The organism is Streptomyces araujoniae, from assembly GCF_050871195.1.
Classification (GTDB): domain Bacteria; phylum Actinomycetota; class Actinomycetes; order Streptomycetales; family Streptomycetaceae; genus Streptomyces; species Streptomyces bacillaris.
Genome location: NZ_CP194070.1, coordinates 2,459,000 through 2,480,418 on the forward strand (window position 1 = coordinate 2,459,000; position 21,419 = coordinate 2,480,418).

Here is a 21,419-nt window from a genome sequence, read left to right on the forward strand (position 1 = left end):
GCGGGGCGGCCGGATGCCGGGCCCTTACGCGGGGCGGGGCGGCCTCCGTGGTGTACGGAGGCCGCCCCGACTCCGGCGGCCGGCGCCACGGCGGGTTCGAAGCCGCCGTGGCGCACGCCCCAGTGGACCCTGGGTCAGCTCAGGACGAGGCTCACGGTGCTGACGCAGTTGCCGGGGACGATCTCGCGGTCGATGACGCCCGGGGTCTCCTGGAGGTCCAGCACGGAGTGCGCCTCCACCTCGGGGGTCTCGGTCTCGTTGTTCTCGTCGGCGGCGGGCTTGGTGTTCTCGGACATGGTGGTCTCCGTCCACTCGGGGTGGGCCGGTCCGGTGTCCGTGGCGTCTGCCGCGGTCCGGTGCCTGCCGGTGCCGAGAACATTAGGAACGGCCGCCTGACAGACGCTTCGACGCCGGTATGGGGCCGGTATAAGGCCAGCGCGAAGTGGCCGGAGGGCGCCCCGGCCGACCGTCCGCCCCTCCCCCGGACCGCGCTGACCTGCGCCCATACCGACCCTGAAGCGTCGGCCGACCGCCCGCGAACCGGTCCGCCCCAGCCTGGGCGTGCGCCCGCCGCGCCCCCGGCCCCGAAGGAGGCGGCCCGTATGGAACTCGCCGAACTCGTCGGACTGCGGCCCTTCCCGGCCGCCGGTCTGCTCCTCGGCCTCACCCGCCGCTGCCCCCTGCGCTGCCGGCACTGCTCCACCGGGTCGGACCTGACCGTGCGGGAAGAGCCGAACGCCGCCCAACTGCTGCGATTCGTCGGCTCGTTCACCACCGAGAACCGGCCGGACGTCGTCATGCTGACGGGCGGCGAGCCGCTGCTCCTGCCCACGCTCGCGGGCGAGCTGAGCTTCCTGGCCCGCCGCGCCGGATCGCGTACGGCGGTGCTGAGCGGGATGTTCTTCGCCCGCTCCCAGCGGATCCCGCCCGCGATCCTGCGCGCGATCGCCCAGGTCGACCACTTCTCCGCGAGCCTGGACGTGTACCACGAGCGGGAGGTGGCGCGCGCGGATGTGTTCCGGGCCCTGCACCACATCCGCGAGTCGGGAGTGAGCGTGAGCTTCCACCTCACGGGGACGGGTGCGGACGACCCGTATCTGGCCGACATCACCCGGGCCATCGACAAGGAGTTCGGCGGCCGGGTGCCGTCCCTGGTCAACGAGGTGCGGCCGTTCGGCCGGGCCGCCTCCTGGGCCCGCCCCGCGCGCACCGGACCGGACCCGTCGGCGGCGGCGCCCTGCTCGATGGCCGCCTGGCCGGTGGTCGCCTTCGACGGTACGGTGCTGGCCTGCTGCAACCAGGACACGGTGGACCGGCGCCCCGCCCCGGCCCATCTGGACCTCGGCCACATCGGCTCCGACGACTGGGCGGCCGTACGACGACGGGCCCTGGAATCACCGGTGTTGCGGATGATCCGTACGGTCGGCCCGACCCATCTGGCCGCCCGCTCCGGCGCCGCCCCCCATCCCGGCTCCTACTGCGACGGATGCCGCGCGCTCGGCGGGAACGAGGCGGTGGCGGCCGGCGCCCGCGCGGTGGCCTCCGGCCCGGCGGGCGCGCTGCTCGACCTGGCGGCGGCCCGGCGCGGTGCGCTGGGCGGGCCCGAGGGGGTCGTCCGGCGGCACGGCTGCTCGGCGTACGCGCGGCTGGTGGGCGCGGGGGTCGGGGCGGCGGGGGCCGACGCGGCGGCGGCCGACGCGGCAGGCACCGGGAACGTGGCCGGGGCCGGAACCGGGGCCCGCACCGGAGCCGAGGCCGGAGCCCGGGCCCGTACCGGAGCCGAGGCCCGTACCGGAGCCGGGGCCGGGGCTGGAGCCCGTACCGGTACCGAGGTCGGAGCCGAAGCCCGTACCGGGACCGAGGCCGGTGCCGGGCCCGGAGCCGGAGCCGGAGCCGGAGCCCAGGCTCGCGCCGGGGCGGCGGCCCGCACCGGAGCCGGGAACGGGGCCCGCACCGGGGCCGGGAGCATGCGGTGACCACCGCGGCCATGGACGTCTCGGCGCGCCTGCGCACCAAACTCCTCCTCCTCGAACCGGAGTTCCGGGGAGCGACCAGCCATATGTGGCGCCCCGAGGGGCTGTTGGAGCGCTACCGGACCTATCTGTGCACCATGCACGCCGTGATCCGCGCCTCGGTCCCGCTGATGGAGCTGGCCCTGCGCCGCATGGCGGACCGGCCCGGCGATCCGCTCTCCGGGCCGCTGACCGCGTATCTGGCCGAGCACATCCAGGAGGAGGCGGAGCACGACGCCTGGCTGCTGGAGGATCTGCGCGCGGCGGGCGCGGCCCCCGAGGACGCGCTCGGGCCGCTGCCGCCGCCGGATGTGGCCGCCCTGGTCGGCCCCCAGTACTACTGGATCGAGCACCACCACCCCGTGGCCCTGCTCGGCTATATCGCGGTGCTGGAGGGGTACGCGCCCGCGCCCGGGCTGACCGAGCGCATCGGCGGACTGACCGGGCTGCCCGCCGCCGCCCTGCGGACCGTACGGGAACACGCGGCGCTCGACACCGGGCATCTGGACGAGCTGTACGCGCTGCTGGACCGGCTGCCGCTGGCCCGGGGCCAGGAGGCGGCCGTCGCGGTCAGCGCCCTGCACTCCTTCGACGCGCTCACCCGGCTGTTCGTCCGGCTCGGGCGCTCCGCACCGGCGCCGTCGCTGCGGGGAGCCGGACCCACCCCACCGACGGGAGTCACCCGATGACCGGACAACCACCACCCACCCCCGAACCCTCCCCGGACATGCCGTCCTTGGGGACACCTCCCTCGGGCACGTCCCCCCTGGACACGCCCTCCCTGGACACGTCCCCCCTGACCACGCACCCCCTGGTCACGTCGTCCCCGGATACGTCCCCTTTGGAGGCGACGCTGCACGCGGCGGGCTTCCCGGTGGACCTGCTCACCGACGAACAGCGCCTGGTACTGGGCGAGTTGACGACGGAGGAGCTGACCCTGCTGCTCGACGTCAAGAGCCGGCTGGACGCGGTGGGCCCCGAGGTCCAGGCCCACGGCGAGATCGCGGGCGGCGCCCTGTTCTGAGCGCACCGCCGCGGCCCCCGGGTGTCCGCGCCAGGACGGGGGTCCGGCGCGGCGGGGCCGGTGCGGCCGGCCACGACGGCCGGCCGCACCACTCCGGCCCCGGACCCGAAGCCGGAACCGAAGCCGGAGCCAGCGCCGGAGCCAGACCCACCGGGACCTGATCCCGGCCCCGGAGCCGCCCCTGACCCCGGACCTGACCCTGACCCTGACCCCGGACCTGACCCCGGCCCCGGAACTGGCACCGGATCCGGCCTGGACCGGCCCGAGTTGACCGACGACGTGGACCACGACCCCTTGAGGACCCGCCATGATCTGCCCCTCGTGCCGACAGGACCTTCCCGCCACGGCCCGGTTCTGCTCGTCCTGCGGGACACCGTGCGCCGGTCCGGCAGCGGCGGCTCCGCCCGCCCCCGTCGCGCCTCCCCCGGAGGACGAACGCAAACCGGTGACCGTGCTGTTCTGCGATCTCGTCGGGTCGACGGCGCTGTCGGGGGTGCTGGACCCGGAGACCCTGCGCACGGTGACCCTGCGGTACTTCGAGGCGATGAGCGCCCAGATCGTGGCGCGCGGCGGCACCCCGGAGAAGTTCATCGGGGACGCGGTGATGGCGGTGTTCGGGGTGCCGGTGGTCCGCGAGGACGACGCCCGGCGCGCGCTGGCGGCGGCGCTCGGGATGCGCCGGGCGCTGGACGCCCTGAACGAGGAGCTGGACGCCTCGCTCGGCATCCGGCTGACCACCCGCGTCGGCGTCAACACCGGTCAGGTGGTGGCGGGTTCGGACGCCACGGCCCGGCAGGCGCTGGTCTCCGGCGAGGTCGTCAACATCGCCGCGCGCCTGGAGCAGAACGCGGGCCCCGGCGAGATCCTGATCGGCCCGCAGACCCTGCTCGCCGCCGGGCCCACGGTGAAGGCCGTACCCACCGGCCCGCTCCGGCTCAAGGGGAAGCGGGAGAGCGTGGAGGCGTACCGGCTGCTCGCGCTGGGCGCCGACGACCCCGAGCTGCTGCGCCGCTTCGACGCGCCCTTCGTGGGCCGTACCACCGAACTCACCACGCTGGACCAGGCCTTGGCGGAGACCGTACGGAACGGCCGCCCCGGTCTGCTGCGGGTGACCGGCGAGGCGGGCATCGGCAAGACCCGGCTCGTACGGGAGTGGCTGACGCACCACGGCGGGGAGGGCGCGTTCCGTCACGGGGCGGGCCGCTGCCGCACCTACGGGGACCACGGCACGCTGGCTCCCCTGGCCGACGCCGTACGCTCCCTGCTCTCCCAGACCGACGACCCGGCCGACCCGCACGGGGACGCCCATCCGCAGAGGGGCGCCCACCCTCACAGGGACGCCGACGCGCTCACGGGCATCCATCCGCACAGGGACGCCGCCCCACCCACAGGCACCCACCCGCATACGGAGACCCACCCGCATACGGGCTCGCCCCAGGACGCCGACGCACCCGACGACGAGGCGACGGCCGACGCGATGGCCCTGCTCTCCGGGGGGCTCCTGCGCGACGGCACGCCCAACGCCCCCTTCGAGGACATGTGCGCGGCGCTGACCGCGGTCCTGAAGCGGGCGGCCCGCACCCGGCCCGCGGTCCTGGTCCTCGACGACTGGCATGCGGCGGCGCCCCTGCTCGTGCGGACGGTGGAGCGGCTGGCGGGCGACACCGGACCCGCCCGCACCCTGGTGATCTGCGCGGGCCGCCCGGACGGCATGCCCGAGGGCCGGGCGCACCTCCACCTCTCCGGCCTCCCCCGCGAGGAAGCGGCCCGACTGGCCGCCGGACTGGCCCGGCTGGACGGCAGGGCCGCCCCGGCCGACGAGCGTCTCCTCGCCCGCGCCGAGGGCAACCCGCTCTACCTGGAACAGCTCCTGGTCGGCGAACAGCTCCCGGACGGCGACCCGGGCACGGCCGCCACCCCGTCCGAGCCCGACCGCGAGCTACCGCCCACGCTCCAGGCCCTGTTGGGTGCCCGGATCGGCGCGCTCGCCCGGCCCGAGCGCGGGGTGGTGGACCTGGCGGCGGTGATCGGCCGGGAGTTCGCGGCGGCGGAGCTGGTCCGCCTGGAGCAGACGGTACGGACGGAGCAGTCGGCACGGACACCGGACCGGGCCCGTGCGGCTGCCGACGGCCCCGGGGGGACGGTCGACGGGCCCGGTGCGGCGGCCGACGGCGGCGACGGCCCCGCCGCCACCCCCCAGGACCGGCACCGCGTCGACGAGGCCCTGGCGGAGCTGGCCCGGCGGCGGCTGGTGGAGCCCGCGCGGCCGTCCGGGGACGGGGACCCGTCGGCGTACCGGTTCAGCAGCGGACTGGTGCACGAGGTCGCCTACTCCTCGCTCTCCAAGCGGGCCAAGGCGGAGCGCCACGCGTGGGCGGCCGATCTGCCGAGCGTGGCCCGGACCGGGGACGGCGCGGTCGGGGGCCATCTGGAGCGCGCCTACCGCTACCGCGCCGAGCTGGGGCTGCTGGACGACCGGGCCCAGGAGCTGCGGGACCGCGCCGCCGCCGCGCTGGGCCGGGCCGGTGCGCAGGCCGCCGCCCGGTCCGACCTGCACTGGGCGCACGGGCTGCTGGAGCGGGCGGTGGAGCTGCGGCCGGACGCGGCGCGGGCGGTGCTGGGGCTCGGTGAGGTACGGGTGGCGCTCGGCCGGACCGAGGAGGGCGCTGAACTGCTGCGTAAGGTAAGGGACTTGACCACCGCCCCGGTGGAGTCGGCGCACGCCCGGCTGGCGCTGGCGGTGCTGGACCCGACGGCGCCCCCCGGTCCCGCCGCCACGGCCCGCGCGGTGCTGCCGGTCTTCGAGGCCGCCGGGGACGCGGTCGGCCGGGCGCGGGCCCACCTCCGCCTCGCGCAGCGACTCCAGCAGTCGGGCCGCCACGAGGAGGCGGAGCGCGACCACGCTCGGGCGCTGGAGCACGCGGTGGCGGCCGGGGCGGAGCCGGAGCGGGCCGGGGCGCTGGGCGCGATCGGGATCTCCCTCTGGCGCGGTCCCGTCCCGGTGCCGGAGGCGGTGGAGCGCTGCCGCACCCTGCTGACGGCCCACGGCGCGGGCCGTCCCACGGTGCGGGTGACGCTCAACTGCCCGCTGGCCGTGCTGTACGGGCTCCAGGAACGGTCCGACGAGGCGTACGCGTGCCTGGCCGAGGCGGAACGGCTGGCCGGGAAGCTGGGGTTCGCGGAGTCCGAGGTGTTCCTCCCGGTGTTCCGGGCGACCGTGGAGGCGGTGCTGGGCCGGGGTGCGGAGGCCCTGGAGCTGCTGGCCCGGGCGGACGCGGCGGCCCGGCGGATCGGGGCGGCGGGCATGCGGACGGCCGTCGCGCTGGACGCGGCCCGGCTGGAGCTGGACGCGGGCGCGGAGGACCGGGCGGTGGAGTGGCTGGCGACGGTGGCCGAACCGTCGGGGCTGAGCGGGGCGGACGCCGTCGACCTGGAGGGGCTGCGGGCCCGGCTGGCGGCCCGGGAGCGCCCGGACGAGGCGCTCCACCACGCCGACCGGGCCGTACGCGCCTCCCTGCTCACCGACTCACCGCTGGTACAGGCCACCGCCGAACTGGACCGGGCCCGCACGCTCGCCACGCTGGGGCTCACGGCGGCGGCGGAGGCGGCGGCCCGGAGCGCGGCGGACCACTTCACGGGCAAGGGCCATCTGCCGGGGGCGCGCCGGGCGACCGCGTTCCGCACGGCGCTGCACCGCCCGAGGACGAGAACCACGACGGACACGGCCACGGCTGGGACGGTCGCGGCGGACACGGCCACGACTGACAGAGGCACGACGGACACGGCCGGGGTGGACCTGACCACGGCCGACCTGACCACGGCCGACCTGGCCACGACGATCACGGCGAGGGAGGGGAGCTGACCCGATGGGCACCACGGGAGAGACGACGACAGTGACCACTCATGCGGCCCCTGCGGCCCCCGCGGCCACTGCGGCTCGTACGGCCCCGGGGCTGGGCCTGACCTGGAGCCTGCGCGGACGCGGCCCCGAGGACGTCCTCGTACTGGGCGATCCGGGGCCGCCGGGCGGACAGCCCGCGGCCCCCGCCACCGGCCGCGGCGTACGCGTCTGCGTGGTGGACTCGGGCGTGGAACGCGACCATCCGCTGGTCGGCGAACCGGCCTCGTCCTGGGTGGTCGTCAAGGACGGGGAGAGCGGGGAGATCACGGTCGAGCCGACGACGACCGGCGACACCTGCGGCCACGGCACCGCGTGCGCGGGCATCATCCGCCGGACCGCGCCGGAGTGCGAGATCCACAGCGTACGGGTGCTGGGGGAACGGTTCTCCGGCACGGGCGACATCCTGATGGCCGGGCTGCGGTGGGCGGTCGAGCAGCGCTTCGACGTGGTGAACCTGAGCCTGTCGACCACCCGGACCCGGTTCGCGCAGGAGCTGCACTCGCTGGCGGACAGCGCCTACTTCGCCCGTACGGTGATCGTCGCCTCGGCCCACAACACCCCGGTGGAGAGCTTCCCGTGGCGGTTCGCCTCCGTGATCTCCGTGGGCAGCCACCAGGAGGACGACCCCGATCTCCACCTCTACAACCCGGCCCCGCCGGTGGAGTTCTTCGGACCGGGCCAGAACGTGACCGTGCCGTGGCTGGGCGGCCGGACGATCCGCACCACCGGGAACAGCTTCGCCACGCCGTACGTGGCCGGGCTCTGCGCGCGGCTGCTGTCGGCGCACCCGCGGATGACGGCCTTCCAGCTCAAGAACGCGCTCTATCTGTCGGCGGCCAACGTCCGCCACGACCCGAGCACAGCCGACCATGCCCCGCGTCCTTCAACAGCGGCAGGAGACACCCACGATGACGCCGAAATCTGATTCCGCCCTTTCGCTGTCCGCCCCCTCCCCCGCCGCCCCTTCCCCCGCTGTTTCCGCTTCCGACGCGCACCGTGACGAACTGCTCCAGTCGGTCGTCGATGTCGCCCGGGCCATCTTCGGCGCGGCGGCGGGCTCGGTGCTGCTGCTCGACGAGGAGGCGGACGAGCTGGTCTTCCGGGCGGTCTCCGGTGAGGGCCAGGAGTTCCTGGTGGGCCGCCGGTTCCCGGCCGGGCGGGGGATCGCCGGCTGGGTGGCGACCTCGGGCGAGCCGATGGTGGTGGACGACCTGACCGACGACCCGTCGTTCGACCGCTCGCTGGCGGAGTCCACGGAGTACGTCCCCGACTCCCTGATGGCGGCCCCTCTGATCAGCGACTCCCGGGTCCTCGGCGTCCTGGAGGTGCTGGACGCGTCGCCGCAGGCCAGGAGCAGCGTGCGGGAGCTGGACCTGCTGGCGATGTTCGCCCGGCAGGCGGCGGCGGCCCTGCGGGTGATCACCCCGGAACCTGCGGCCGCGGCTCCGGCGGCGCGTCCGCTGGAGGCGACCGAACGGGAGGAGGCGCTGCGGCTGCTGGGTAGCCTGGAGCAGGTGCTGCGGGGCACCGCATAGCGTCCCGGGCGGCGGGCAGGAGCCGGGGGAAGGGCGCCGGGCTCCCGCGCGGCGACGACGGAAGGACGCACACGTGAAGCTCGCTTTCTCCACGCTCGGGGTGCCGGGCATGCCGCTGCCCGACGTCGTCCGGCTCGCCGCCGAGCACGGGTACCAGGGCGTGGAACTGCGCGCCCACCCCGAGGAGCCCGTACATCCGGGGCTCTCCTCCCTCGAACGGGCCGATGTGGTGGAGGCGTTCAAGGCGGCCGGGGTGGAGATCCTGACCGTCGCGGGGTACGTCCAGGTGGCGGCCGAGGGCGACGACGAGTCCGTCTCCGCCGAACTGGCCGAGCTGCTGAAGCTCGCCCGGGACCTGGGCGCCCGGTATGTCAGGGTCTTCCCCGGCGGCGGCGACCAGGACCCGGCGGACGCCGACGCCACGGCCGCCCGCCGCCTGGGCTCGGCCGCCCCGGCCGCCGCCGACATGGGCGTCACCCTCCTGCTGGAGACCCACGACTCCCACCGCGCGGGCGCCGACGTGGCCCGGATCGCCGGCACGGTCGGCCACCCCAGGGTCGGCGCCGTCTGGGACGTCCTGCACACCTGGCTCGCCGACGAGGACCCCGCCGCCACGCACGCGATCCTGGCCCCGCACCTCGGCTACGTACAGGTCAAGGACGTCGCCTCCCCGACCGACCTCACCCCGCTCCCCCTGGGCACGGGCACCCTCCCCCTGGCCGCCTGCCTGGAACCGCTGGACCCCGACACCTGGGTCTGCTGGGAGTACGAGAAGCGCTGGCACCCCGACGCGGCCGACCTCCCGGGCCTCCTCAGCGCGGGCCGGGAGCACCTGCTGCGGCTGGGGGCGCCGAAGGGGTAGAGGGGCGGCCCCGTACGCCCCCACCAGTGACACTTTTCACAGACCGGATGCCCGGTTTTGGTCGCTTACCGCCTCCATAACTCCCTGGTCATTCACACAGGATCTTCATAGAGTCCCGCATGACTCCTCATTTGCGATGGGGAGCAGTATGCGTGGACGGGGTGGGGACTGTGTCGGGGAGACGGCGTTACCGAAGAGCATCAGGGCTGGTGGCAGGGGGTGTCGGCCTCGCCCTGCTGGCAGGTCTGGCGCCCCAGGCGGTCGCCGCGCCGGGCGTCCGGCAGGCTTCTGCACCGAGTGAGGCCGGGGGACCCGGCGGAGGCGCGGATGCCGCGCAGGCCATCGCCAAACAGACCGGTAAGTCGGTTGAGGTGACGTCGTTGCGCGGTGAGAGCAGCGAGGTCTTCGCCACGCCCGAGGGCAACTTGGAGGCGCGGGAGTATCTGCGCCCCGTCCGGGCCCGGGTCAAGGGCGTGTGGCAGCCCGTCGAGACGGATCTGGTCCGTGCGGCGGACGGCTCTGTGGTGCCGAAGGTGGCCACGGTGGATCTGGCGTTCTCCGGGGGCGGTGAGGCACCGCTCGTACGGATGCGGAAGGCGGGCCGTGAGTTGGCGCTGTCCTGGCCGGAGAAGCTGCCCGTGCCGGAGACGGATGGTCCCCGGGCCACGTACCGGAATGTGCTTCCGGATGTGGATCTGCGGATGGAGGCGCAGGAGGACGGTTTCACGCAGCTGCTGGTGGTCAAGTCCGCGGAGGCGGCGGCGAACGAGAAGCTCTCGGAGCTGCGTCTGAGGCTGGCCGCGGACGGTATGGAGGTGCGGGAGACGTCCGGCGGCGGCCTGGAGGCGGTCGACGAGGGTGCCAGGGGTGCGGTGTTCGAGGCCCCGCGCCCGATGATGTGGGACTCCAGCACTCCGGCGGAGAAGGCCGGCACCGCGGCGGGGAAGCCCGGCGGCGTGTCCGCCCGGTCGGCGCCCGCGGCACGGGGGGCCGCGGGCGCAGCCCAGGAGAGCGGAGACGAGGCGGCTCCGACCGAGTCGGGGAAGCTGGCTCCGGTGGGGGTGGCGCTTCCGGCCGGGGGTGAGGAGCTGGTGCTGACCCCGGACGCGGAGGTGCTGCGGGGTGAGGACACGACGTACCCCGTCTTCATCGATCCGCAGTGGTACTCGCCGAAGGCCGCGGCGTGGACGATGGCGTCGAAGTATTGGGCGTCCTCCCCGCAGTGGAAGTTCAACGGCCAGCCCGACGCCGGTATGGGCTACTGCAACTGGAACTACTGCCAGCCTCACGACACGAAGCGGTTGCTGTACCAGATCCCCACCTCCCGGTTCGCCGGTCAGACGATCCTGTCGGCGGAGTTCGTGGTGCGGAACACCTGGTCGGCCTCGTGCACGGCCAAGGGCGTTGAGCTGTGGCGGACCAAGGGCATCTCGTCCTCGACGACGTGGAACTCGCAGAACGCATCCGGTTTCTGGATCAAGAGGCTCGCTACGAGGTCTTTCGCCCATGGATATACGGGCTGTGCGGCGAAGGACGCCGAGTTCGATGTGAAGTCGTCGGTGCAGGAGGCCGCGAACGGCAAGTGGTCCACGATGACGTTCGGCCTGCAGGCGGAGAGCGAGTCGGACGGGCTGGGCTGGAAGCGGTTCTCCGACAAGGCGTTCCTGCGCGTGAAGTACAACCGGCCGCCCGGCCAGGTGAAGATGTCGCAGTTGTCGATGGAGTACGGGGGCGTGTGCAAGCCCCCCGCGAGTGCTCCGCGGGTACGCACCCTGGGCAAGATCAATATCGCCGGGGTGACCGACCCGGACGGTGACAACGTCGCGGTCCAGGTGCAGGCCTCCTGGGACGCGGGGGACGGCAAGGGCCTGATCACTCGGTGGAACCCCGCTCTGACCTCGTACAAGAAGTCGGGTTCCGCTTTCACCCTGAGCCTGCCGACGAACATCCCGCAGAACAGAGTGGTGGACTGGCGCGTACGGTCGTACGACGGTGCCCAGTACTCGCCCTGGTCGTGGGCGGGCGATCCGACGTCGTGCTACTTCGTCTACGACAAGACCGTCCCGGCGGCCCCGACGATCACGTCGCCGGAGTACCCGGCATCCCAGCCCGAGGATCCGAACGATCCGTGGCTGGACGGGGTGGGCCAGTACGGCACGTTCACCTTCAAGTCGTCGTCCAGCGACGTGACGCGCTACTGGTACGGCATCAACAACGACCCTTCTTCGGCACGCCAGTTGACCACCACGGGCGGCGCGGCCAAGAGCATCCCGTTCCTGCCTTCCAAGCCGGGGCTGAACTTCATCACCGCCCAGGCCTTCGACGCGGCCGGTAACGGGTCGGAGATCCGTACGTACCAGTTCCGGGTCAAGGCCGGACAGCCCGAACGAGCCACCTGGCAGCTCGACGAGGAAGCGGGCGCCACCGAAGCACAGGGAACGACCCCACCACGCACCCTGACCCTCAACGGGGGCGCGACCACCGGCGCGCCCGGCACGAAGGGCACCGCCCTCGAACTCGACGGCACCGACGCCTACGCCTCCTCCGACCTCTCGGTGGTCGACACGACCCGGGGCTTCACGGTCTCCACATGGGTCAAGCTGTCCAGGATCCCGGAGGGCACGGCGGTCATCGCGGCCCAGCCGGGCAGCCACAAGACGAGCTTCGAGCTGTACTACTCGGCCGCCTACGACCGCTGGGTGTTCAACCAGTACGAGGCGGACACACCGAACGCGAACCTCGTCCGGGCGATGGCCGCCCAGCCAGGTGGGGTCAGCACGGACACCTGGACCCACCTGACCGGTTCGTACGACGAGGCCGCCAAGAAGCTGCGGCTGTACGTCAATGGCCAGCTCGTCGGCGAGGCGCCGTTGCCGAGCACGTGGAACGCCCGGCGCGGTCTGATGATCGGGGCCGGCTCCTACAGCGGAGTGAAGAAGTCGTTCTTCCCCGGCACCGTGGACGAGCTCCAGATCTTCGACCGGACCCTCGCCCAGGGGGAGATCACCAAGCTCTACGCCAAGCAGCCCGTCGGCGACCCCGGCAGCCCCGCCCTGGCCCTCTTCCCGCTGGACGAGGAAGCGGGTGCCACGGAGATCCGGGGCCATGGCGGTGTCCTGCCCGCGAAGTACAGCGGCGGGGTCACCACCGGCGTCCCGGGCATCGCCGGAAAGGCCGCCGACTTCGACGGCACCACCGGATATGCCCGGGTCGGCCAGGCAGGCAGCCCGCACGTGAACACCTCACGCAGCTTCACCGTCAGCGCCTGGGCCAAGATGGACACCACCAAGCCCGGCAAGGCCGCGATCATCGCGGCCCAGACCGGCACCCACAAACCGGGGTTCGAGCTGTACTACTCGGCCGGTTTCGACCGCTGGGTCTTCAACCAGTACGCCACCGACACCGCACAGGCCCAGCCCATCCGCGCGATGCAGCCGGACGGCACGACGGCACGGGCCGGTGAATGGGTCCACCTGACCGGCGTCCACGACACCGTCGCCAAGACCCTGACCCTCTACGTCAACGGCCAGAAAGCCGGCTCCGCCCCGATCACCAACCCCTTCCACGCCGACCGGTCCATGACCATCGGAGCCGGTATCTACAGCGGAACCACCGACTGCCACTTCCCCGGCCTGATCGACGACGTCCGCCTCTTCCAACGCCCCGTCTCGGCCGAGGAGGTACAGCAGATGTTCCGGCAGCGCCCCATCGTCAAGAGCCGATGGAACTTCGAGGAGACGACGCCGGGAACGCCCTCGGGCACACCGGACTCGTCCGTGGAGAAGAACGACCTGACCCTCCGCGGAGCTGCCGAGCTGGGCATGGGCTGGGTCGACAGCGGCGGCCTCCAGCTGAACGGTACGAGCGGCTACGCGGAGACGTCGAAGATGCCCGTCGACACCAGCACCAGCTTCACGATGACGGCCTGGGCCCAGGCAGCGGCTCTGCCCGAACACGACATGACCGTGCTCAGTGCGGGCGGCTCGAAGCGCAGCGCGCTCGAGGTCCGCTACCGCCCCGATCCGGCCGACCCGAACGGGCCCGGCAGCTGGCAGCTCACTCTGCCCGACAGGGACGACGCGGCTGCCACGGTCAAGCAGCTGAGCAGCAACGACTTCTGGGACGTCCGCCTCTGGAACCACATCGCCGTGGTCTACGACGGCTTCGCCAAGGAAGCCCGCCTCTACGTCAACGGCGTGCTCCAGGAGGTCGCCTGCAGTGACGCGGACGGGGACGGCGAGCCGGACCAAGACGGCTGCCAGGACCTCATCGCCTGGGCCGAGGACGTCCTGACCTTCAAGGCCACCGGTTCGCTCCGGATCGGACGGGCCCAGAGTACGGTCGCCGACCAGTACTTCGCCGGGTCGATCGACGATGTCTGGACCTTTCAGGGGGCGTTGAACGACAGCCAGATCCGCTACCTCTTCGAAGGGTTTGTCGATATTCCGACCGAGGTCCCCGACGGCAGCTGACACCGCCACATCCGGAGGGCGGGCCGCCTCGACGGGGCGGCCCGCCCTGCGCCTTCCCGTCCTCAACTCTCGTTGCTGTGCCCGCTGTCGGGCACAGCACCCGGCAGCGATGGATTACCTCACCCCATGAAATCCAGACGTATACCTCCGACGCGGCTCCGGTTGGCCCGCCGCATCTCGTTGGCCGTGTCCACCGTGATGGTGGCGACCCTGCTGCAGGCCACGGCCACCCCGGCCCCGGCCGTCGCAGCCGCCGGCGACCTCCCCGGCCTGCCCGCATCCGAGAAGGCCATCGAAGGCCGGCGGATCAGCGAGGTCAAACCCCGCGCGGTGGACAAGGGACCCGCCTCCCCCGCCGCTGCCCCGCGGGCGACGGTGCCCCCTCCCGGCCGGGCGACGATCGCGGTGCCGTCCGCGACCGCCGACGGCAGGACGCGCTTCGCCCGGCCCAAGGACCAGCCCATCGGCATCGGCCGTACCGCTGCGAGCCGGGGCTCCGACAAGGAGGGGAACGGAACCCGACGCTCAGCTCGTGCGCTTCCCGCCGCCCCCACCGACGTCACCTCACAGATCCTCGACAGCAAGCAGGCCAAGCGGGCCGGGGTGAACGGGCTGCTCTTCGCGCTCACACCGCACACTCCGGACGCCCCGGACGCCCCGGACGTCACGAGCCGTACGGCCGGGAACGGCGGCGAGGCGCCCGTCGCCCTGTCGGTCGACTACTCGGCATTCGCCCAGTCCTACGGGGGTGCGTACGCCTCCCGCATGCGGCTGTTCCGACTGCCCTCCTGCGCGCTCACCACCCCCGACCGTGAGGAGTGCCGCGAGGGCACCCCGGTCGACGCGACCAACGACACGGCCGCACAGACACTCACCGCGGACGCCGTCGCGCTGCGGTCCGGTACGGCCACGGTCCTGGCCGCGACGGCCGCCGCTGCGGGCGACCGGGGGGACTACAAGGCGACCTCGCTGTCCCCCTCCTCCAGCTGGAGCACGAGCCTCAACACCGGTGACTTCACCTGGTCGTACGGCATCGAGGTCCCGGAGGTGCCCGGCAGCCTGAAGCCCCGCCTCGGGCTCTCGTACTCCTCCGGGTCCATCGACGGCCGCACCGGCGGGACGAACAACCAGGCGTCCTGGGTAGGCGACGGCTTCGACCTGTGGCCCGGCTTCATCGAGCGCCGCTACAAACCCTGCGCGGACGACGGCGTGAAGAACGCCGACGGGAGCAAGCCCGGTGACATGTGCTGGGCGTACGACAACGCGTTCATCTCCTTCAACGGCGCCAGCGGCGAGCTCATCCCCGTCAGCAAGGACGAGTTCAAACTCAAGCGCGACGACGGCACACGGATCACCCGGCTGAAGTCGGCCGACCGGGCCAACGGCGACAACGACAACGAGTACTGGCGCCTCACCTCCCCCGACGGCACCCAGTACTACTTCGGCTACAACCGTCTGCCCGGCTGGACCAGCGGCAAGCCCACCACGGACTCCACCTGGACCCTCCCGGTCTTCGGCAACAACTCCGGGGAGGACTGCAACGGCTCGACCTTCGCCAACTCCTGGTGCCAGCAGGCCTGGCGGTGGAACGTCGACTACGTGGTCGATCCCCACGGCAACGCCATGAGCTACCACTACGCCAAGGAGACCAACTCCTACGGCCGCAACCTCAAGGCCGCGGACAACACCCCGTACACCCGTGGCGGCACCCTCCAGCGCATCGACTACGGACAGCGGTCCAACGACCTCTACAGCACCAAGCCCCTCTCCCAGGTGGTCTTCGGCAGTGCCGAGCGCTGCCTCCCGCAGTCCGGTGTCACCTGCGCCGCGGACACCATCGACTCCAACGCCTTCCACTGGTACGACACCCCCTGGGACCTCAACTGCAAGACCGGGGCCACCTGTGACAACGGGCGGTTCTCCCCGTCCTTCTGGACGCGCAAGCGGCTGACGGACATCACCACCCAGGTACTCAAGTCCGACGGCACCTACGCCAAGGTCGACGCCTGGAAGCTGGCCCACCGATGGGGCATGGCGGACACCGACTACCAGCTGCTCCTGACGAGCATCCAGCGCACGGGTGAGTCCACCACCCCGCAGGCCACCGGCGAGCCCGCCGTCCCGGCCGTGACCCTCCCGAAGACGACGTTCGCGTACACCCAGCTTGCCAACCGGCTGGACAGGACCGGCGACGGATTCGCCCCCTTCATCAAGGAACGGCTCTCCGGGGTCGACGACGAGTCCGGTGGGCAGATCAGCGCCAACTATTCGGCGGCGACCTGCGACTGGAACGCGCTGCCCACTCCTGAGACGAACACCACGCGCTGCTTCCCCCAGTTCATCGGCGGCAGCGACACGGACCCCGCGACCGTGCACTGGTTCAACAAGTACGTGGCGACGTCCGTCACCCTGACGGACCGCACCGGCGGTTCACCCGACCAGGTGACCAGCTACCAGTACCTCGGTGACGCCGCCTGGCACTACGCCGACGACGACGGCCTGACCAAGGAGAAGGAGAAAACCTGGTCCCAGTGGCGCGGCTACGGGCAGGTCAGGGTCAAGACCGGTGGGCAGGGCGGCGACGCCGCCCTGAAGACGCAGGAGGACTCCTACTTCCTGCGCGGGATGCACGGCGACCGCAAGAACGCGTCCGGCGGGACCAAGTCCGTCTCCGTCTCCCTCGCCACGGGCGAGGGGGCCGCGATCACGGACCACGAGGCGGCGGCGGGCTTCGCGTACAAGACCGTCACCTTCGACAAGCCCGGCGGGAAGGTCCTCAGCAAGTCGGTCAAGCGGCCCTGGTACCACGAAACGGCGAAGAAGGTCCGCGACTGGGGCACCGTCACGGCCAACTTCACCGGCATCAGCAGTGGGAAGAACTGGATCTCCCTCGACGAGGGCGCCGGCAGCTCATGGCGCACCACGTCGACGTCCCTCACGTACGACACCGTCGCCGGACGTCTGACCGAGGCCGACGACTTCGGCGACGACGCCACGGCGGCCGACGACCAGTGCACCCGCACGACCTATCCGTCCAACACCAGCGGCATCATCACCCTTCCCGTCCGCGTGGAGACCGTCGCCAAGGCGTGCTCCGCTTCCGTGAACCGCGCCAAGGACGTACTGAGCGACACCCGGTCCGTCTACGACGGCGGGGCCTACGGCGCGGCACCGGTGAAGGGTGACGTCACGGCCACGGCCACCCTGAAGAGCCACGACGGTTCCAAGGCCGCGTACCTGGAGTCGGGGGCGACCTACGACACGTACGGGCGGCAGCTGACCACCACCGACCTCACGGCCGATGTGACGGTCACCGGCAGCGCGGCCCCCGTACGCACCGCGCGGGACGACGGCCGTACCGGCACCGTGGCCTACCTCCCCGCGACGGGTTTCGCCACGCAGGTCAAGACCACGACTCCGCCGGCGAAGAAGGGCGACGCCACCACGGCCCAGACCTCGACCACGGACGTCCTGCCGGGCCGCGACCTGGCGACGAAGCTGACCGACACCAACGGCAAGGTCACCGACGTCAGATACGACGCGCTCGGCCGCACGAAGAAGGTGTGGCTGGCCGACCGTCGGACCAGCCAGACGCCGACCCAGGAGTTCGGCTACACCATCGCCGAGAACAAGCCGGTGTCCGTGACCACCTGGACGCTGAACAACTCGGGCGGCCAGACGGCGACCTCGTACACCCTGTACGACGGCTTCCTCCGCGAGCGCCAGACGCAGGTCCCCGGACCTGAGGACGGCGCCCTCATCGGTGACAGCTTCTACGACGAGCGTGGCCTGATCGCGACGACGTTCACGCCCTACTACGTGGTCGGCAAGCCGTCCGCCACGCTCTTCAAGCCCGACAACGCCCTGTCCGTCGAAACACAGACCCGTACCACCTACGACGGCCTCAACCGCCCCGTCGAGACCCGCCGGATCGCCGGCAACGGAGACGGCGGCACGGCCCTCGACATCACGAGGGCCGTCTACGGCGGCGACCGGACCACGACCGTCCCACCCGTGGGCGGCACCACGACCACCGCGCTCACCGACGCCCGGGGCAATACCACCGAGCTGCGCCAGCACCACACCCGCGCAGCGGACTCGGCGTTCGACAGCACCCGCTACGAGCACACTCCTCGTGGCGAACTGAGCAAGGTCACCGACTCGGCGGGCAACAACTGGCTCTACGAGTACGACCAGCTCGGCCGCCAGACGAAGGCCACGGACCCCGACAAGGGCACCACCACCAGCACGTACGACGACCGCGGCCAGCTGACGCTCAGCAAGGACGCACGCACAGGCGTTCCGGGGCTCGCCTACGTCTACGACGGGCTCGGGCGCCGGACCGAAGCCCGTGAGGGATCGGACAGCGGACCGCTCCGCACCAAGCAGGTGTACGACACCTTCCCCGGAGCCAAGGGCCAACTCGCCGAATCCGTCCGGTACGTGGGCGGCCAGGCGTACACGACCAGGGTCGACGCCTACGACCAGCTGTACCGCCCGTTCAGAGCCTCCGTGGTCATACCGGCGGTCGAAGGCAAGCTCCAGGGCACCTACCAGACGAACAGCTCCTACCTCCCCTCCGGGCTGCAGGGCGGAGTCAACTACTCCCGTGCGGGGTCACTGCCGGGGGACACCTTCAGCTACACCTACGAGAAGGACACGCTCAGGCCGATCGCGGTATCCGGGGCGGGCATGACGTCCAGCACCTCCTACAGCTACACCGGAAAGCCCCTGCAGCACAGCATGGGCCTGGCCGACAGCGCCAAGAAGACCCAGGTCACGAATACCTACGAGTGGGGCACCCAGAGGCTCTCCACCTCTCGGGTCGACCGGCAGGACCAGCCCGGGGTCGACCGGCACGCCACGTACCGGTACAACGAGGCAGGCAACATCCTGTCCATCGCGGACGTGTCCCGTACCGGCACCGACAACCAGTGCTTCGCCTACGACCACCTCGGCCGGCTCACCGAGGCCTGGGCCCAGCCCGTGACCACCTGCGCGTCGGCTCCGGCGGGCGACAAGCTCGGCGGCCCGGCTCCCTACTGGCAGTCCTTCACCTACGAGAACGGCAACCGGAAGTCCGAGGTCCGGCACGACCCCACAGGGGATGCCGCCAAGGACGTCACCAGGCAGTACGGCTACCCCGCACCCGGCTCGGCGCGTCCCCATGCCCTCACCTCGCTCACCACGGCCGACGCGGCGGGCAGCAGGACCGAGTCCTACGGTTACGACGCGACCGGCAACACCACCACGCGCCCGGGCCAGGACCTGACCTGGGACGCCGAGGGTCACCTGGCCACGGTCACCGAGGACGGCAAGACCACCTCCTACCTCTACGACACGACCGGCAACCGGCTCATCGCCCGCACCCCCACGGAGACGACCCTCTACCTCGGCCACACCGAGATCACCCTCGCCGCAGGTTCCGACGAGCCCAAGGCGACCCGCTACATCCCCCTCGGCGGCGGCCACACGGCCATCCGCAACGACGACGGCACCATCGCCTTCACCATCGCCGACCACCACGGCACCGGCGAACTGGCCGTCCAGGCCACCAACCTCGCCCTCACCCAGCGCCGCACACTCCCGTTCGGCGCCCTCCGAGGCACGACCCCGACCACCTGGCCCGGCACCAAGGGCTTCGTCGGCGGCACCGACGACAGCGACTCCACCGGCCTCACCCATCTCGGCGCCCGCGAATACGACCCCGACCTCGGCCGCTTCGTCTCCGTCGACCCGATCCTTGATCCGGCCGACCCGCAGCAGATGAACGGCTACAACTACGGCAACGACAATCCGGTCCTGAACTGGGACCCCACGGGTCTCAAGAGTGACGAGTGCGGGTCGCTGTACCGCTGCGGCGGCAGCCAGGTCATCACCAGCAAGACCACCAAGTACCAGGACGTCAGCACCGTCGCCCGGCACTACCAGAAGAACGTCCCGGGAGCGACCATCGCCCAGTGGGGGGCAGACGGGCTCGGTAAGTTTCCCGCCTTCGGCAAGGCCAAGAAGGTCACCAGTTGGAAGAACCCCCACTACGACCCCAGCTGGGGCAAGAATCTCATCGCCGGCATGGCGCGCTATGGAATCTCCACCCTGGACTTCTATGTGTCGTCGATCTCTCCTCTGCCCACACCGTCGGCCGCCCCCATGTACGACAAACTCGTCAGCAAATTGGGGGTGGATGTTGACTCCCGGGCCTACGCCGATGGCGAAGGCGTCATGGAGATCGCGAGCGTAATCGGCGGGGTGGGTGCGCTCTCGTCGGGCGCGAGGAAGGCAGCGAAGAGGTGCGGCACCGGCAACAGCTTCACCCCGGGAACGGAGGTCGTCCTCGCCGACGGTACGACCAAGTCGATCGAAGACGTCAGAATCGGCGACGAAGTACTGGCCACCGACCCGGAAACCGGTGAAACGCGGGCGGAGAAGATCACCGCCGAAATCCAGGGCACCGGCACCAAGAACCTGGTGAAGATCACCGTCGACACCGACGGCGCCCGCGGCACAGAGACCGCCGAGATCACCGCAACCGACGGCCACCCCTTCTGGGTCCCCGAACTCGGTGAATGGATCGACGCCACCGACCTCCAGCCGGGCCAGTGGCTCCGCACGAGCGCCGGCACCCACGTCCAGATCGCCGCAGTCAAGCGCTGGACCCAGACCGCCACCGTCCACAACCTCACCGTCGCGAACATCCACACGTACTATGTGCTGGCGGGGGCCACGCCAGCACTCGTTCACAACTGCAACCTGGGTGACTATGCCGACAGTGTTCGCAACGAACCTGGGGTGAAGTTTGCCTCCGAGTACACGTCTCCTTCAGGAGCGAAGTACTACGGCCGCAACAAGCATGGCCAGCAGGCGGAAGGGCCGTTGGCGGATGCGCTCGAACGGACAGGGCATCATGGAGGATGCGCAGAGGTGCACTGTCTCATTCAGGCCCAGGCGGCAGAGGGCCCCGAGGCCATCGGGGGTGGAACGATGCGAACGGTAAGGACGCGAAACAACTCCATGCCGACATCGAATACGGATGGGCATGGGGAACCGGCTCACCCCTGCGGTCGTTGTGGCCGACTGCTGGAAGACCTGGAGATCAACTGATGTCCCTGATTCGCTTTGACTCGCTCAGCGAGGATCTGCTTGGGGCACTTGTTGCGTCCGGATGGAGCGCAGGAAGGAAGGTCGACCCAGGCCAATGGGTCGCGCCACTGGAGAGTGAAGGGTACCGGTCCCATCCATTGGCAGAGGAAATCCTCGCGGCGGTGGGAGGGCTCTCCATCGAGCCGGTCGATCGAGTTGGCCCGAACTTCAGTAATGACGAGCCTTACAATTTCGATCCCATCGCCGCTGGATCAGGGCAGCGTGATCTAGCAGCGGAGGTGGAGAGTGTTCTCGGTGGGGTCTATTTCCCCATCGGTGAATGGCTCAGTTATTCAAGCGTTTTCGTCGAAGCTGGGGGGAGGGTGGTTGCTGCCGGCATGGGCTGGATTTGGGAGCTTGGTTCCACCTTTGAAGACTCCCTAGAGTTGGCGGTCTGCGCGAATCGCCCACTGAACTGTCTGCACTCCGATCCGGGACTCGATCCTTGGCCGAGTCCTGATTCTCGTTAGTGA

At 71.5% G+C, this 21,419-nt stretch carries 10 protein-coding genes and 1 pseudogene; 10 read left to right on the forward strand and 1 reads right to left on the reverse strand.

Translation table 11 applies throughout. The features are described from left to right. Nucleotides 1-134: 134 nt before the first annotated feature. Nucleotides 135-296, reverse strand: a complete 162-nt coding sequence (locus ACQ9ZG_RS10455; RefSeq protein WP_018488908.1) for a hypothetical protein — start codon at nucleotides 294-296, stop codon at nucleotides 135-137. 306 nt (nucleotides 297-602) lie between these two features. On the opposite strand from ACQ9ZG_RS10455, the pseudogene ACQ9ZG_RS10460 reads away from it, so the two are divergent. From ACQ9ZG_RS10460 to ACQ9ZG_RS10505, 10 genes and pseudogenes are all read left to right on the forward strand, one after another. Next, nucleotides 603-1,661: pseudogene (locus ACQ9ZG_RS10460) on the forward strand (radical SAM protein); the annotation flags it as partial. Between the two features lie 326 nt (nucleotides 1,662-1,987). Next, a complete protein-coding gene (locus tag ACQ9ZG_RS10465; RefSeq protein ID WP_084997160.1) occupies nucleotides 1,988-2,701 on the forward strand; it encodes an iron-containing redox enzyme family protein in 714 nt (237 codons plus the stop codon). A 152-nt stretch (nucleotides 2,702-2,853) separates the two neighbouring features. Beyond that, on the forward strand, nucleotides 2,854-3,036 hold the full coding sequence (locus ACQ9ZG_RS10470) for an aroma-sacti cluster domain-containing protein (RefSeq protein WP_028418510.1): 183 nt from the start codon (nucleotides 2,854-2,856) through the stop codon (nucleotides 3,034-3,036). Between the two features lie 307 nt (nucleotides 3,037-3,343). Next, nucleotides 3,344-6,898: an adenylate/guanylate cyclase domain-containing protein gene (locus tag ACQ9ZG_RS10475; protein ID WP_499280351.1), complete on the forward strand. Its 3,555-nt coding sequence runs from the start codon at nucleotides 3,344-3,346 to the stop codon at nucleotides 6,896-6,898. A 4-nt stretch (nucleotides 6,899-6,902) separates the two neighbouring features. After that, on the forward strand, nucleotides 6,903-7,862 hold the full coding sequence (locus tag ACQ9ZG_RS10480) for a S8 family peptidase (protein ID WP_258311855.1): 960 nt from the start codon (nucleotides 6,903-6,905) through the stop codon (nucleotides 7,860-7,862). Continuing rightward, nucleotides 7,846-8,472, forward strand: coding sequence for a GAF domain-containing protein (locus ACQ9ZG_RS10485; RefSeq protein ID WP_109914005.1), 627 nt, complete (start codon nucleotides 7,846-7,848; stop codon nucleotides 8,470-8,472). Before ACQ9ZG_RS10480 ends, ACQ9ZG_RS10485 begins: the two co-directional genes overlap by 17 nt. Before the next feature lie 73 nt (nucleotides 8,473-8,545). Then, complete coding sequence (locus ACQ9ZG_RS10490; RefSeq protein WP_499280352.1) at nucleotides 8,546-9,334, forward strand: sugar phosphate isomerase/epimerase family protein; 789 nt, start codon at nucleotides 8,546-8,548, stop codon at nucleotides 9,332-9,334. A 209-nt stretch (nucleotides 9,335-9,543) separates the two neighbouring features. Further along, the gene (locus ACQ9ZG_RS10495) at nucleotides 9,544-13,806 is read left to right on the forward strand and encodes a LamG-like jellyroll fold domain-containing protein (protein ID WP_499280353.1); all 4,263 of its coding nucleotides are present in this window, start codon (nucleotides 9,544-9,546) and stop codon (nucleotides 13,804-13,806) included. 126 nt (nucleotides 13,807-13,932) lie between these two features. Beyond that, nucleotides 13,933-20,907 (forward strand): polymorphic toxin-type HINT domain-containing protein, encoded by a 6,975-nt coding sequence (locus ACQ9ZG_RS10500; protein ID WP_109917107.1) that lies wholly within the window; start codon nucleotides 13,933-13,935, stop codon nucleotides 20,905-20,907. Next, complete coding sequence (locus tag ACQ9ZG_RS10505) at nucleotides 20,907-21,416, forward strand: SUKH-3 domain-containing protein (RefSeq protein WP_181398368.1); 510 nt, start codon at nucleotides 20,907-20,909, stop codon at nucleotides 21,414-21,416. Before ACQ9ZG_RS10500 ends, ACQ9ZG_RS10505 begins: the two co-directional genes overlap by 1 nt. The last annotated feature ends 3 nt before the right edge of the window (nucleotides 21,417-21,419 follow it).